The organism is Streptomyces sp. NPDC000983, from assembly GCF_040299205.1.
GTDB lineage: Bacteria > Actinomycetota > Actinomycetes > Streptomycetales > Streptomycetaceae > Streptomyces.
The window spans coordinates 38,650-53,096 of sequence record NZ_JBEPBM010000021.1 but is presented as its reverse complement, the minus strand read 5'-3'; the positions used below and the strand labels follow the sequence as shown (position 1 = coordinate 53,096).

Below are 14,447 nucleotides of genomic sequence, written 5' to 3'. Positions count from 1 at the left end.
CCAAGGGGTGGCGGTTTCCGGCCCGGTGCGGATTGGATGGGGCCGATCGCGCCCGCGCGGCGGTCGCCGCGGATCGAACACAGCCGTGCGCCCCACGGGTGCCGGCACGGAGGTCTCCATGCCGGATAACCGGGGCATTGCGCATCTCGTCTGCGGGCGCCGGGCCAAGTGGGTCGTGCTGGTGCTCTGGCTCATCCTGCTGTTCCTGACGGCTCCGTTCGCCCAGAAACTCGCCGACGCGCAGGACAACGACGCCGCCTCCTGGCTGCCCGGCTCGGCGGAATCCACCCAAGTCCTCCACATCTCCGAGGACTTCAGGCCCGAGCAGATCCCCGCCGTGGTGGTCTACGCCCGCGACGACGGCCTCACCGCCCAGGACCGGGCCGCCATCGAGGAGGACGTGCGGGAGCTGAAGCAGCTCACCGTCTACGGAATCCGCGGCGACGAGACCCGCGGGCCCACCTACGACCGGGACGTCGATCCGCGCGCGGCCCAGGTGTACGTGCCGATCACCATGGACGAGCAGGGCTGGGAGCGCATCGCGCCGGCCGTCGACGAGATCCGGGACGTCGTCGGGGAGGGCGGCGGCGGCCTCGCCGTGCACATCACCGGGCCGGGCGGGACCTCGGCGGACTTCTCCGAGGCGTTCGAGGGCATCGACTCCACGCTGCTGCTGTCGGCGATGGCCGTCGTCATCGTGATGCTGCTGATCACCTACCGCAGTCCGACGCTGCTGCTGGTGCCGCTGCTCGCGGTGGTCGCCGCGCTCTTCACCGCGCAGGCGGTGATCTACTTCCTCGCCGAGCACGCCGGGCTGACCGTCAACGGCCAGAGCGCGGGCATCCTCACCGTGCTGGTCTTCGGTGCGGGGACGGACTACGCCCTGCTGCTCGTCGCGCGCTACAGGGAGGAGTTGCGCCGTCACGAGGACCGGCACGAGGCGATGGCGCTGGCCCTGCACCGGGCGGGCCCTGCGGTGATCGCCTCCGGCGCGACCGTGGTGCTCAGCATGCTGGTGCTGATGTTCGCCGAGATGAACTCCACCAGCGGTCTGGGACCGGTCGCGGCGATCGGCGTCGCGGTCGCCGTGCTCGCGATGATGACGCTGTTCCCGGCGCTGCTGGTGATCTGCGGACGGTGGATCTTCTGGCCGGTGAAGCCGCACCTGGGCGCCCCGAACCCGCACGACAGCGGCATCTGGGCGCGCATGGGCAGCCGTATCTCCGCGCGGCCGCGGATGATCTGGGCGGTCACCGCGGTGGCCCTCGCGATCTGCTCGCTGGGCCTGATCCAGCTGCGCGCGGAGGGCATCAGCAACGCGGACGCGTTCACCGGCACCCCGGACTCGATCACCGGCCAGGAGATCTCCGAACAGTACTTCCCGGCGGGCAGCGGCGATCCGCTGGTCATCATCAGCAATCAGGCGCAGGCCCGGGAGGTCGGCCTGGCGGTCGCCGAGACCCCGGGCGTGGTCCCGGAGTCCCTCGGGCTGCCACCGGGGACCGCTCCGTCCGTCGACGGGAAGGTCCTGTTCGAGGCCACGATGTCCGACCCGGCCGACAGCGAGGCCGCCAAGCAGACCGTGGAGCGGGTGCGGGACGCCGTGCACGCGGTGCCGGACGCCGACGCCCAGGTGGGCGGCGGTACGGCCGCCCTGCTCGACATGGACCGGGCGACCACGCACGACAACATCCTGATCATCCCGCTGGTGCTGGTCGTGGTGCTGCTGATCCTGTGCGTCCTGCTGCGGGCCGTGATCGCCCCGCTGCTGCTGATCGGGACGGTGATCCTGTCCTTCGCGGCGGCGCTGGGCATCAGCGCGCTCGCCTTCCGGTACATCTTCGACTACGCGGGCGAGTCGACGGACTTCCCGCTGTTCGTCTTCGTGTTCCTGGTCGCCCTGGGCATCGACTACAACATCTTCCTGACCACCCGGATCCGCGAGGAGGCGGCCCACCAGGGCACCCGTGCGGGTGTGGTGACCGGCCTCGCCGCGACCGGCGCGGTGATCACCTCGGCGGGGCTGGTGCTGGCCGGCACCTTCGCCGCCCTCGGCACGCTCCCGATGGTGGCCTTCGCGGAGATCGGCTTCGCGGTCGCCCTGGGCGTGCTGCTGGACACCTTCGTGGTCCGGTCGGTGCTGGTCACGTCGCTCTTCCTGGACGTGGGCCCGAAGGTGTGGTGGCCGCACCGGCTGGCCAAGGAGGACGGCCGCGCGGCGGCTCCCGAACCGACCCAGGAGTCCCGCACCGGCTGACGTCGGCGCGGGACCCGCTCTCAGGCCGTGCGGCGGATCAGGGCCAGGTACATGGCGTCGGTGCCGTGCAGGTGGGGCCAGAGCTGGACGTCGGGCCCCTCGCCGAGGTCGGGCACACCGGGCAGCAGCGGGCGCGCGTCGATCAGTTCCGCCTCCGGGTGCTGCTTGAGGAGGTCGTCGACGACGGCACGGGTCTCGGCGAGGTGCGGGGAGCAGGTGGCGTAGCCGACGACGCCGCCGACCCGCACGGATTCGAGGGCCGTCCCCAGCAGGGCCCGCTGGAGCGGCGCGAAGGCGTCGAGGTCCTCGGGCCTGCGCCGCCACCGCGCCTCGGGCCGCCGCCGGAGCGCGCCGAGACCGGTGCACGGCACATCCATCAGCACGCGGTCGAAGGAGCCGGGGCGCCACGGCGGACGGGTCCCGTCGGCGGCGATGACCTGCCAGGGCCCGGGGTTGCCGTCGAGGGCCCGGGCGACGAGGCCGGCCCGGTGCGGCTGCTTCTCGGAGGCGAGCAGCACGGCTCCGCGCCGGGCGGCGAGCGCGCCGAGCAGCGCGGCCTTGCCGCCGGGTCCGGCGCATCCGTCGAGCCACCTGCGGTCGGGTCCGTCGACCGGCGCGTTGGCGAGCGCCAGGGCGACCAGCTGACTGCCCTCGTCCTGCACCCCCGCGCGCCCGTCGCGCACGGCGCCGATGGCGCCGGGCTCCCCGCCCTCGGCGAGCCGCACGGCGTACGGCGACCAGCGTCCCGGTACGGCGGCCTCCTCGCCGAGCAGTTCCTCGGTGGTGGCCCGCCCGGGCCGGGCGACCAGCGTCACCTCGGGCCGCTCGTTGTCGGCCGCGAGCAGCTCCTCGATCCCCGCGCGGCCGCCGCCGAGGGAGTCCCACAGGGCGGAGACGACCCAGCGCGGATGGGAGTGGACGACGGCGAGATGGTCCTCGGGGTCGTCGTCGTAGGGCGGCGCGACCCGCTCGATCCACTCGTCGAGACCGTGCTGGGCGATCTTGCGCAGCACGGCGTTGACGAACTTGGCCCGGCCGTCGCCGAGGACGACCCGGGCGAGCTCGACGGAGGCGGAGACCGCGGCGTGCGTGGGGATCCGGGTGCCGAGCAACTGGTGCGCCCCGAGGCTCAGCACGTCGAGCACCGGCGGGTCGACCTCGCGCAGCGGCCGGTCGACGCAGGCCGCGATGACCGCGTCGTAGGTGCCCTGGCGGCGCAGCGTCCCGTACACCAGCTCGGTGGCGAGGGCGGCGTCCCGGTTGTCGAAGTCGCCCTTCTCCCGCGCCTTGCGCAGCAGGGGCGGGAGGACCAGGTTGGCGTAGGCGTCCCGCTCGTCCACGGCCCGCAGGGCCTCGAAGGCGAGGATGCGGACGGGGTCCTTCTTGGGCCGCCGGTAGGGCTTGCCGGGCTTGTGGGGCCGAGGGGAGGTGTCGCTCACGAAAAAGGTGCTCCGGATTGCTGGATGACGAACCGGCCGCTGCCGGCCGCCGTGTCCGTCCAGCGTACGACGCACCGGGCGCCCGGTGCGCGGCCGGTCAGGGCCCCCGGGGCCGGTCAGGCGCCGAGCAGCTCGCCGTCGGTGATGCGCACGCCGCGCGCCCAGTCGGCCGCCCGCATCGGCTTCTTGCCCTGCGCCTGCACCCACAGCAGCTCCACGGCGTACGAACCGGTGCCGGTGTGCACGCTGTTCTTGCCGACGGCGAGCGCGCCGGGGGCCAGTTCGGTGCGCTCCGGCACCGGACGCACCTGGATCAGCTTGAGCCGCTCGCCGCGGAAGACCGTCCACGCCCCGGGCGCGGGGGTGCAGCCGCGCACCAGCCGGTCGACGCGCAGGGCGGGGGCGCGCCAGTCGACGTGGGCGTCCTCGACGTTGACCTTGGGGGCCAGGCTGACGCCGTCGCCGGGCTGCGGCACGGCCTTGAGGGAGCCGTCCTCGATCCCGTCCATGGTGGCGGCGAGCAGTCCGGCGCCGGCGAAGGCGAGCCGGGTCAGCAGGTCGCCGCTGGTGTCGGTGGGCCGGACCTCCTCGGTGACCGTCCCGTACACCGGTCCGGAGTCGAGGCCCTCCTCGATCAGGAAGGTGCTGGCGCCGGTGATCTCGTCGCCCGCCATGATGGCGTGCTGCACGGGAGCGGCACCGCGCCAGGCGGGCAGCAACGAGAAGTGCAGGTTGACCCAGCCGTGGGCGGGCACGTCGAGGGCGATGCGCGGGAGGATCGCGCCGTAGGCCACGACGGGACAGCAGTCCGGCGCGATCTGCCGCAGCCGCTCCAGGAACTCCGGGTCGCGCGGCTTGGCGGGCTTGAGGACCTCGATCCCGGCCTCCTCGGCGCGCTGGGCGACGGGCGAGGCGACCAGGCGGCGCCCGCGCCCGGCGGGGGCGTCGGGCCGGGTGACGACGGCGGCCACCTCGTGCCGCCCGGAGGCGAGGAGGGCGTCCAGGGCGGGAACGGCGACCTCGGGGGTACCGGCGAAGACGAGCTTCATGAGTGCGTACGGGCCTCTCGGGGTCGGGTTCGGTCGGGCAGCACACCAGTCTATTGGGGTACGGCGCCCGGGGGTTGCCGAGGCCACCGGGAACGGACGCGGCCGTACGCGCCCCGGGACCGACGCGCGACGCCGCGCCCTCCCCGGCGCACGCATATGCCGGTACGCCCCCTCTGCGTGACCAGCGGAGCGCAGACGCGTTGGTCAAGAAAGAGTTGACCACAGCGGGCCGCACATCGCTCGGCCCGATCCTTTTCAACGCCGGTTTCGAGAGGCTTGTTCATGGCCGACCACGCAACCCACGACGCCCAGGCTCGGGCCAGCCTGCACTTGCTGGTGCGGGACATCGAGCGGGTCCGCCGGCAGGTGGACGCACTGCGCACGCTCACCGCCCAGTTGGGCAACGTCTACCGCCCGCGCCGCTCCGGCCCGTCCACGGGCTTCGTCGTCTACGGACGCGCCCCCGCCCCGACGGTCCGTCTCGCCCAGGAGCTGCGGGACAGTGTGGAGACGCTGGTGACGGCCGCGGTGGACTTCGACCGCTCGCTCGGCTTCTCGTGGGACGCGGTGGGCTCCGCCCTCGGCGTGACCAAGCAGGCGGTGCACCGCCGTTACGGCTCGCGGCGCGCGGCGACCCAGGCGGCGGCCGAGGCCGAGCGCACGACCGAGCAGGCGAGCCGGACGGTGAGCGTCACCACGGGTATCCCTGCGGTGCCGACCGTGCCCGCGGCCCACTCGATGCCCACGCAGCCCACCGCGTCCCCCGCCCTGCGGGACGACCCCCGCCCCCCGGCCTTCCCCTCCCCCCGCAACGGCTGACCCGTCCCGCACCCCGACGAACCCCCGTCCTCCCGACGCCGACACCGGGAGGACGGGGGTTCGTCACGCACAGGGCGCCCCCGGCACTGCAACCGCTCGGCCCGAACCCGCCCCGCCCCGCCCCGACTCGTGCCGCCCGCCTCACCTCACCTCGCGCCGCGTCGCCCCGTCCCGCCCCGCGCCGCCTCGCCCCACCCAGCCCAGCCCAGCCCAGCCCAGCCCTCAGCCGATGTCCGGTGGATCGATCCGTACCCGTACCGCCGTCTCCCCGCCCGAGCCGCCCCGTGCCATCCGCGCGGCCTGCGCGGTCTTCAGCGCGGTCGCCAGGGCCGCGCCCCTCCCCGGCGGCACCCGGATCAACGCCCGCTCCCACCGCTCCCCCGGCGGCGGCGCCCCGACCCGCCTGGGGCCGCCCGGCGTGGTGACGGGCACCGGGACGGGCCCCAACACCTCGGCCTCCGCGGGCAGTTCCACCGCACGCAGGAACTCCGTGACGGCCTCGGCGCCGCCGGAGACCGCCGCCATCCGGGAGACCGGCGGGAACCCCAGCTCGGCCCGGTCCGCCAGCTCCCGCACGGCGTGCCCCACCGGATCCCACCGGACCAGGGCCTGCACCGGCCGCAGGGTCGGTTCGGCGACCGCCACCACGGTGCCGCCCGCCCCCTGCGGCCGCACCAGCGCCGCCGCGCCGATCCACCGCCGCAACGCGTCCTCCCCCGCCCGCAGATCGGGCCGCCCGAGCATGGCCCAGCCGTCCAGCAGCAGCGCCGCCGCGTAGCCCCCCTCCGCGACCGGCTCCGCCCCCGGCGTGCTCACCACCAGGGCCGGCGTCCCCGGCACGGTGTCCAGCACATGCTCCCGACCGGAGGTCCGCACCGGCACGGCCGGAAACGCCCGGCCCAGTTCCTCCGCGGTCCGCCGGGCACCGACGACCTGCGCGCGCAGCCGGAACCCACCGCACTCCGGACAGTGCCAGGAGCCGTCCTCGCGTCCGCACCAGCCGCAGCGCAGCGCCCCGGCGTCCTGCGCCTCCAGGGGGCCCGCGCAGTGCCGACACCGCGCGGGCGCCCGGCAGTTCGCGCACGCCAGCCGCGGCACGTACCCGCGCCGGGGCACCTGCACCAGCACCGGCCCCTGCTTCAGGGCGTCCCTGACGACCTGCCAGGCGATGGAGGGCAGCCGGGCGGCGCGCGCCGCCTCGTCCCGGGCCAGGTCCCCGTCGCCCACGGTCCGCACCAGCGGCGCCGCGGCCCGCACCTGTTCCCGGGCGGCGGCCAGCGGCCGGGCCCAGCCGCTCTCCACCAGTTGCGCGGCCTCCACCGTGCAGCTCCAAGCCCCCAGCAGGAAACCGCACTTGTCCTGCGCGGCCCGGGACAGCAGCACATCGCGGGCGTGCGGCTGCGGAGCGTGCGGCTCGCTGTGACTGTCGTCCCCGTCCTCCCAGATGACCACCAGACCCAGGTCCCGCACCGGCGCGAACATGGCGGCCCGCGTCCCCACCACGGCCCGTACGGACCCGCGCCGCACGGCGAGCCACTCCCGGTACCGCTTCTCGGGCCCCGCGTCGGCGGTGAGCACGGCGTGCCGGCCCTCCCCGAGCAGCTCGGTCAGCGCGGCGTCGACCCGGGCGACGGCGCGCCCGTCCGGCACCACCACCAGCGCCCCCCGCCCGGAGGCGAGCGTCGCGGCGACGGCCCGGGCGATCTCCTCGCTCCACCGCGGCCCCGGCAGCGCGTTCCACACCGCCCGGGGCGCGCCGCCCGCCGCCAGCGCGTGGAGAAACGCGGGACCGTGCTCGTACCGCTCCCAGGAGCCCGCGGCGGGCCGAGCGGGCGCCGGCAGCGGCTCGGGCGAGGGCCGTTGCTCGGCGCGGGCGCTGCGCGGGGGGACGGCGAGCTGCAGCACGTCCGCCAGGCTTCCCGCGTACCGGTCGGCGACGGCCCGGGCCAGCCCCAGCAGCTCCTCGTCGAGGACCCGCTCGGGCGAGACGACCTGGGCCAGCGCGGCCAGCGGCCCGGCGTAGTCGGACTCGGCGAGCCGCTCGACGAGGAACCCGTCGATCAGCCCGCCGCCCTCGCGGCGCCCCTCGCGCACCCGGCCCCGGCCGGCCCCGAACCGCACCCGCACCCGCACCCCGGGCTGCGCGTCGGCGTCCAGCTCCTCGGGCACCGCGTAGTCGAAGTACCGGTCGAGGTGGAGGACGCCCTTGTCGACCAGCACCCGGGCGACCGGCAGCCGCGGGGCCAGGGCAGCTCCCCGCCAGGTGCGCGGCTTGGCCCGCGGTGTCCCGGCCTTGCGCACACTCTCCCGAATGAACGCGAGCTGCTCCGGCGGCGCCCCCTCGGCGCCGCCGCCCGCCTGCCCGTCCTCGCTGCTCACGCCTGCATTCTTACCAAACGGCACTGACAGCCGGAGCGCCGCGGACATGCGACGAGGCCCGGCGCCCCGCTCGGGGGCACCGGGCCTCGTCGGCCGTACGGAGGGCGGACCCTACAGACCCGCCGCCTTGCGCAGCGCGTCCACGCGGTCCGTGCGCTCCCAGGTGAACTCGGGCAGCTCGCGGCCGAAGTGGCCGTAGGCGGCCGTCTGGGCGTAGATCGGGCGGAGCAGGTCCAGGTCGCGGATGATCGCGGCCGGGCGGAGGTCGAAGACCTCGTCGATCGCCTTCTCGATCCTCTCGGCGTCGACCTTGGCGGTGCCGAAGGTCTCGACGAACAGACCGACCGGCTCGGCCTTGCCGATGGCGTACGCCACCTGGACCTCGCAGCGGGAGGCCAGGCCCGCGGCGACGACGTTCTTGGCGACCCAGCGCATCGCGTAGGCGGCCGAGCGGTCCACCTTGGACGGGTCCTTGCCGGAGAAGGCACCGCCGCCGTGGCGGGCCATGCCGCCGTAGGTGTCGATGATGATCTTGCGGCCGGTGAGGCCGGCGTCGCCCATCGGGCCGCCGATCTCGAAGCGTCCGGTCGGGTTGACCAGCAGGCGGTAGCCCTCGGTCTCCAGCTTGATGCCGTCGTCCAGGAGCGCCTTCAGCTCCGGCTCCACGACGAACTCGCGGATGTCGGGGGCGAGCAGCGACTCCAGGTCGATGTCGGAGGCGTGCTGCGAGGAGACGACGACGGTGTCGAGGCGGACGGCCTTGTCGCCGTCGTACTCGATGGTGACCTGGGTCTTGCCGTCGGGGCGCAGGTAGGGGATGGTGCCGTTCTTGCGGACCTCGGAGAGGCGCTTGGACAGCCGGTGCGCCAGGAAGATCGGCAGCGGCATCAGCGTGGGCGTCTCGTCGGTGGCGTAGCCGAACATCAGGCCCTGGTCACCGGCGCCCTGACGGTCCAGCTCGTCCTCGTCGCCCTCGACCCGGTTCTCGTACGCCGTGTCGACGCCCTGCGCGATGTCCGGCGACTGCGCGCCGATGGACACCGACACGCCGCAGGAGGCGCCGTCGAAGCCCTTCTTGGAGGAGTCGTAGCCGATTTCGAGGATCTTGTTGCGGACCAGCGTCGCGATGTCCGCGTACGTCTTGGTCGTGACCTCGCCGGCCACATGCACCAGGCCGGTGGTGATCAGCGTCTCGACGGCGACCCGGGACGTCGGGTCCTCACGCAGAAGCGCGTCGAGAATGGTGTCGCTGATCTGGTCAGCGATCTTGTCGGGGTGACCCTCGGTCACGGACTCCGAGGTGAAAAGGCGACGGGACACAACGCTCCCTGGGGTTGCAGCGGCTGCTGGCTGATCATTGGCGGACGGGACGGAGGCTGCGCCCGGCGTCGTCCGAGAACAGTTTATCGGTCGCGCTCGGCCACGGGCCCACCTGTCTCGCCTCTCGGGAGCCCTGTGACCTGCGGCACGGGCATTCTGCCCAATCCCCCGCGGCCTTGGCCAGGGGCGCCACGCCCCAATGCGCGGGGTTTTGGAACCCGTGAAAGGAATGCAACATTCAGCTCAGCCGAACGGCGACCAGATCCCACACGGTTTCGGCCAGGGCCTCCTTGGGTCCGTAGGGGACGGGCGTCTCGGTGCCGTCGGCACCCAGCACCACGGCCTCGTTCTCCTCGGCGCCGAAGGTCTTGCGCTCCCCCACCTCGTTCACCACCAGCAGGTCGCATCCCTTGCGGGCGAGCTTGGCGCGGCCGTTGGCCAGCACGTCGTCCGTCTCGGCGGCGAAGCCGACGACCACCTGGCCGGGCCGGGCCCGGTCGCCGGAGATCTCCGCAAGGATGTCCGGATTCCGCACCAGCACGATGGGGGCAGGTTCCTGCCCGTCCTTCTTCTTGATCTTCCCGGAGGCGTACTCGGCGGGCCGGAAGTCCGCGACCGCCGCGGCCATGACGACCGCGTCCGCGTCGGCGGCCGCCTTCAGCACCGCCTCGCGCAGCTGCACGGCCGTGCCCACCGGGACGACGTCGACGCCCGCCGGGTCGGGCAGCCCGGTGTTCGCGGCGATCAGGGTGACCCGGGCGCCCCGCGCGGCGGCGGTGCGGGCGAGGGCGTAGCCCTGCTTGCCGGAGGAACGGTTGCCGAGGAAGCGGACCGGGTCCAGGGGCTCGCGGGTGCCGCCGGCGCTGACCACGACATGGCGCCCCGCGAGGTCGGGCTCGGTGACGCCTCTGGCCAGCACCCGGCGGCAGACCTCGAAGATCTCGGCGGGGTCGGGCAGGCGCCCCTTGCCGGTGTCCACGCCGGTGAGGCGGCCGACGGCGGGTTCGATGACGACGGCGCCGCGGCGGCGCAGCGTCGCCACGTTCTCCTGGGTGGCCGGGTGCTCCCACATCTCGGTGTGCATCGCGGGGGCGAAGACGACCGGGCAGCGGGCGGTGAGGAGGGTGTTGGTCAGCAGGTCGTCGGCGAGGCCGTGCGCCGCCTTGGCGAGCAGGTCCGCGGTGGCCGGGGCGACCACGACCAGGTCGGCGTGCTGGCCGATGCGGACGTGCGGCACCTCGTGGACGTCGTCCCAGACCTCGGTCGAGACGGGGTTGCCGGACAGCGCGGACCAGGTGGCGGCACCGACGAAGTGCAGGGCGGAGGCGGTCGGCACCACCCGGACGTCGTGTCCTGACTCCGACAGCCTGCGCAGCAGCTCACAGGCCTTGTAGGCGGCGATGCCGCCGCTCACCCCCAGAACGACCCTCGGCTTGTCCACGGTCTCTCCCCGGCTCGGAAAACGTACGACCCCATGCTGCATCACGACGGACGGTGAACCCGTGTGCCCCCTGAGCAGACCACAGGCCCGGCAGCTGGTGCTGCCGGGCCTGTGGAAAAGTCTGCTGCGAGCAGCAAATACTACTACGCCGGGCCCTCGATGGCCTCGGACGTGAGCAGTCCCGCGTTGATCTCGCGCAGGGAGATCGAGAGCGGCTTCTCGTGGACGTGGGTGTCCACGAGCGGACCGACGTACTCGAGGAGGCCCTCGCCGAGCTGCGAGTAGTACGCGTTGATCTGGCGGGCGCGCTTGGCCGCGTAGATCACGAGGCTGTACTTCGAGTCGGTGGCCTCGAGGAGCTCGTCGATCGGCGGGTTGATGATGCCCTCGGGCGCGGAGATGGAAGAGGACACGCTCTACCTTCCGATGGATGGGAAAGATTCAGTCAGGCGATCGGACACGATCACACAACGTCCATCAAGGCTAGCAGCTCGCGCGCCACGTCCTCGACAGAGGTGTTGACCAGGGTCTCGTCGAACTCCGGCTCGGCGGCCAGTTCGACCTTCGCCGCCTCCAGGCGGCGCTCGATCACCTCGGGCGGCTCGGTGCCACGACCGGTGAGCCTGCGCACCAGCTCGTCCCAGGAGGGAGGGGCCAGGAACACCAGGTGCGCCTCCGCCATGGACTCGCGGACCTGCCGAGCGCCCTGGAGGTCGATCTCCAGCAGCACCGGCTCACCCGCCTCCAGGCGCTCCAGCACGGCCGCGCGCGGCGTGCCGTAGCGGTTGCCGGCGAACTCGGCCCACTCCAGCAGCTCGCCGTTGGCGATCAGCTTGTCCATCTCCTCGTCGGTGACGAAGAAGTAGTGGACACCGTGCTTCTCGCCGGGGCGGGGCTTGCGGGTCGTCGCCGACACCGAGAGCCAGACCTCGGGGTGTTCCTTGCGCATATGGGCGACGACCGTGCTCTTGCCGACCCCTGAGGGGCCGGAGAGCACGGTCAGCCGCGGACGTACGTCCGGGGGCTCGGGGGTCGTCCCCCGGAATGTTGCAGCCATGCAGCGATTATTCCAGCAATCCCGGAGTGCCCGGGACTCCCTCCCCGGCAGTGCCGGGATCAGGAACCGGTGCTGCCGAACTCACGCTCCAGGGAAGCGATCTGGTTGGAGCCGAGGCCACGCACGCGGCGGCTCTCGGAGATGCCGAGTCGCTCCATGATCTGCTTGGCGCGGACCTTGCCCACGCCCGGCAGGGACTCCAGCAGCGCGGAGACCTTCATCTTGCCGATGACGTCGTTCTCCTGGCCCTGCTTGATGACCTCGTGGAGGGAGGCGCCGGAGTGCTTGAGTCGATTCTTGACCTCGGCCCGCTCCCGGCGAGCCGCGGCGGCCTTTTCGAGCGCGGCTGCGCGCTGTTCAGGGGTAAGGGGCGGAAGAGCCACGCCTACGTCACCTCGGATGTTGAACTGTCGGATACGGACCGGTGAGGAACCCATTCACCCCTCACCCGGGGGGCGACGGGCAACACGCTTGCCCGCTCTCCCCCCACTGCTCGGAGAGGGTGGGAGGCGCCCCCACGCCTCGGAGACTAGCGGGCAAGTTCGCCAGAGTCAGCGAGAACAGCGGAAAAGTCCTGGTCAGCCTCTGCCAGGGCAGACATTTCAGACATATCGCCCCGGATTTGAGAATGTATTCAGACGGAGGGCGTCCCTGAGCCACTCGCCGAAGCACTCGAACAAGCGTCTAAATATGCTCGGCCGGCCTCCCCCGGGACTCACCCGGCCGTCACGGCCGCCCGGATCTCCTCGGCGAAGCGCTCCGCCGCCGACCTGAGCGCCGCGGCGTCGGGTCCGTGCCGCAGCACCCCCCGGCTGACGTTGGGCACGACATTGCGCACCGCCGCCCCGAAGACCCGGGGAAGGTCGGCGGGCGTGGCCCCCTGGGCCCCGATGCCGGGCGCCAGGAGCGGCCCGTTGATCCGCAGCTCGTAGGAGGACAGATCGCCGAGCGTGGCGCCGACGACCGCGCCGAAGGAACCCATCGGCTCCTCCCCCGTGTTCTCGGCCGCCAGGTGGGCCAGCATGGTCGCGCCCACGGTGCGCCCGTCGGCCCGCACCGCGTGCTGGACCTCGCCGCCCTCCGGGTTGGAGGTCAGCGCCAGCACGAACAGCCCGGCACCGCTCTCCCGGGCCAGCGCCACGGCGGGCGAGAGCGAGCCGTAACCGAGATAGGGCGAGACGGTCAGCGCGTCCGAGAAGAGCGGGGAGTCCTTGCGCAGGAACGACTCGGCGTACGCGGCCATGGTCGAGCCGATGTCACCGCGCTTGGCGTCCATCACCACCAGCGCCCCGGCCGCCCGGGCCTCCTCGACCGACTTCTCCAGCACGGCCACCCCGCGCGAGCCGAAGCGCTCGAAGAACGCGCTCTGCGGCTTCAGCACGGCGACCCGGTCGGCCATCGCCTCGACGACCGTGCGGCTGAACCGCTCCAGGCCGGCGACGTCGTCGTTCAGGCCCCACTCGGCGAGCAGGGAGGCGTGCGGGTCGATCCCCACGCACAGCGGGCCCCGCTCGTCCATGGCACGGCGCAGCCGCGCGCCGAAGGGTTCGAGGGTCATGCGGCGTTCCTCACGTCGGCGCCGACCGCGTCGGCGAGGGTGGCGTACGGGCTGGTGCGCAGGCGGGCGGCGAGCCCCTTGTGGACGGCGCGGGCCCAGAAGGGGCCCTCGTAGATGAAGGCGCTGTAGCCCTGGACCAGGGTGGCGCCGGCCAGGATGCGCTGCCAGGCGTCCTCGGCGTTCTCCACGCCCCCGACGCCCACCAGGGTGATCCGGTCGCCCACGCGCGCGTAGAGGCGGCGCAGGACCTCCAGGGAGCGCTCCTTGAGGGGGGCGCCGGACAGACCGCCGGTCTCCTGGACCAGCTCCGGCGCGGAGGCCAGTCCGAGCCCCTCGCGCGCGATGGTGGTGTTGGTGGCGATGATGCCGTCCAGGCCGAGTTCGACGGCCAGGTCGGCGACGGCGTCGACGTCCTCGTCGGCGAGGTCCGGCGCGATCTTGACCAGGAGCGGGACCCGGCGGGAGCGGACGGTGCGGTCGGCGGCCTCGCGCACCGCGGTCAGCAGCGGGCGCAGCGACTCGGTCGCCTGGAGGTTGCGCAGCCCGGGCGTGTTCGGGGAGGAGACGTTCACGACCAGGTAGTCGGCGTACGGCGCGAGCCGCTCGGTGGACTGCACGTAGTCGGCGGCCGCGTCGGCCTCCGGGACCACCTTGGTCTTGCCGATGTTGACGCCCAGGACGGTCCGGAAGACCGGCGTACGGGTCGCGAGGCGGGCGGCGACGGCCAGCGAGCCCTCGTTGTTGAAGCCCATCCGGTTGATCAGCGCCCGGTCCGGCACCAGCCGGAACAGCCGCTGCTTGGGGTTGCCCGGCTGCGCCTCACCGGTGACGGTGCCGATCTCGACGTGGTCGAAGCCGAGCATCGCCATGCCGTCGACAGCGACGGCGTTCTTGTCGAAACCGGCGGCGAGCCCGAAGGGGCCGTGCATCCGCAGCCCGAACGCCTCGGTCCGCAGCTCCTTGTACCGGGGTGCGAGGACCGCGGCGACGAAGGTGCGCAGGACGGGGACGCGGGCGGCGAGCCGGATCCAGCGGAAGGCCAGGTGGTGCGCCCGCTCGGGGTCCATCCGCTTGAAGACGAGGTTGAAGAAGATCTTGTACATGTTCCTCACCGGGAAGTGGTGTGCT

12 protein-coding genes are annotated in these 14,447 nt (G+C 73.3%); 2 read left to right on the top strand and 10 right to left on the bottom strand.

Translation table 11 applies throughout. The features are described from left to right. Positions 1–118 precede the first annotated feature (118 nt). Positions 119–2,257, top strand: coding sequence for an MMPL family transporter (locus ABT296_RS23660; RefSeq protein ID WP_351930469.1), 2,139 nt, complete (start codon positions 119–121; stop codon positions 2,255–2,257). 20 nt (positions 2,258–2,277) lie between these two features. Here the strand turns inward: ABT296_RS23660 and ABT296_RS23655 are convergent, their stop codons facing one another. Continuing rightward, complete coding sequence (locus ABT296_RS23655) at positions 2,278–3,696, bottom strand: RsmB/NOP family class I SAM-dependent RNA methyltransferase (RefSeq protein ID WP_351930467.1); 1,419 nt, start codon at positions 3,694–3,696, stop codon at positions 2,278–2,280. 116 nt (positions 3,697–3,812) lie between these two features. Beyond that, positions 3,813–4,745 carry a methionyl-tRNA formyltransferase gene (fmt, locus tag ABT296_RS23650; protein ID WP_351930465.1) on the bottom strand — a complete coding sequence of 311 codons (933 nt, stop codon included), beginning with the start codon at positions 4,743–4,745 and terminating at the stop codon, positions 3,813–3,815. 282 nt (positions 4,746–5,027) lie between these two features. On the opposite strand from fmt, the gene ABT296_RS23645 reads away from it, so the two are divergent. Continuing rightward, positions 5,028–5,564 (top strand): hypothetical protein, encoded by a 537-nt coding sequence (locus tag ABT296_RS23645; RefSeq protein WP_351930463.1) that lies wholly within the window; start codon positions 5,028–5,030, stop codon positions 5,562–5,564. Positions 5,565–5,786: 222 nt separating this feature from the next. Here ABT296_RS23645 and ABT296_RS23640 read toward each other — a convergent pair whose 3' ends face one another. From ABT296_RS23640 to ABT296_RS23605, 8 genes are all read right to left on the bottom strand, one after another. Next, positions 5,787–7,943 carry a primosomal protein N' gene (locus ABT296_RS23640; RefSeq protein WP_351930461.1) on the bottom strand — a complete coding sequence of 719 codons (2,157 nt, stop codon included), beginning with the start codon at positions 7,941–7,943 and terminating at the stop codon, positions 5,787–5,789. A gap of 111 nt (positions 7,944–8,054) precedes the next feature. After that, positions 8,055–9,263 carry a methionine adenosyltransferase gene (gene metK, locus ABT296_RS23635; RefSeq protein WP_351930459.1) on the bottom strand — a complete coding sequence of 403 codons (1,209 nt, stop codon included), beginning with the start codon at positions 9,261–9,263 and terminating at the stop codon, positions 8,055–8,057. A 238-nt stretch (positions 9,264–9,501) separates the two neighbouring features. Then, complete coding sequence (gene coaBC / locus ABT296_RS23630; RefSeq protein ID WP_351930457.1) at positions 9,502–10,704, bottom strand: bifunctional phosphopantothenoylcysteine decarboxylase/phosphopantothenate--cysteine ligase CoaBC; 1,203 nt, start codon at positions 10,702–10,704, stop codon at positions 9,502–9,504. Positions 10,705–10,847: 143 nt separating this feature from the next. Next, positions 10,848–11,117, bottom strand: coding sequence for a DNA-directed RNA polymerase subunit omega (gene rpoZ / locus ABT296_RS23625; RefSeq protein ID WP_030785847.1), 270 nt, complete (start codon positions 11,115–11,117; stop codon positions 10,848–10,850). 50 nt (positions 11,118–11,167) lie between these two features. Next, positions 11,168–11,761, bottom strand: coding sequence for a guanylate kinase (gmk, locus tag ABT296_RS23620; protein ID WP_351930455.1), 594 nt, complete (start codon positions 11,759–11,761; stop codon positions 11,168–11,170). A gap of 59 nt (positions 11,762–11,820) precedes the next feature. Next, positions 11,821–12,144 carry an integration host factor gene (locus ABT296_RS23615; protein WP_003977346.1) on the bottom strand — a complete coding sequence of 108 codons (324 nt, stop codon included), beginning with the start codon at positions 12,142–12,144 and terminating at the stop codon, positions 11,821–11,823. Positions 12,145–12,476: 332 nt separating this feature from the next. Beyond that, a complete protein-coding gene (pyrF, locus tag ABT296_RS23610; RefSeq protein ID WP_351930454.1) occupies positions 12,477–13,319 on the bottom strand; it encodes an orotidine-5'-phosphate decarboxylase in 843 nt (280 codons plus the stop codon). Then, positions 13,316–14,422 carry a quinone-dependent dihydroorotate dehydrogenase gene (locus ABT296_RS23605; RefSeq protein WP_351930452.1) on the bottom strand — a complete coding sequence of 369 codons (1,107 nt, stop codon included), beginning with the start codon at positions 14,420–14,422 and terminating at the stop codon, positions 13,316–13,318. Before ABT296_RS23605 ends, pyrF begins: the two co-directional genes overlap by 4 nt. Between the last annotated feature and the right edge of the window lie 25 nt (positions 14,423–14,447).

Coding starts and splice junctions, on each gene's coding strand:
- ABT296_RS23645 (WP_351930463.1), top strand. CDS start 5,028: ATGGCCGACCACGCAACCCACGACGCCCAGGCTCGGGCCAGCCTGCAC.
- fmt (WP_351930465.1), bottom strand. CDS start 4,745: ATGAAGCTCGTCTTCGCCGGTACCCCCGAGGTCGCCGTTCCCGCCCTG.
- ABT296_RS23660 (WP_351930469.1), top strand. CDS start 119: ATGCCGGATAACCGGGGCATTGCGCATCTCGTCTGCGGGCGCCGGGCC.
- ABT296_RS23605 (WP_351930452.1), bottom strand. CDS start 14,422: ATGTACAAGATCTTCTTCAACCTCGTCTTCAAGCGGATGGACCCCGAG.
- pyrF (WP_351930454.1), bottom strand. CDS start 13,319: ATGACCCTCGAACCCTTCGGCGCGCGGCTGCGCCGTGCCATGGACGAG.
- gmk (WP_351930455.1), bottom strand. CDS start 11,761: ATGGCTGCAACATTCCGGGGGACGACCCCCGAGCCCCCGGACGTACGT.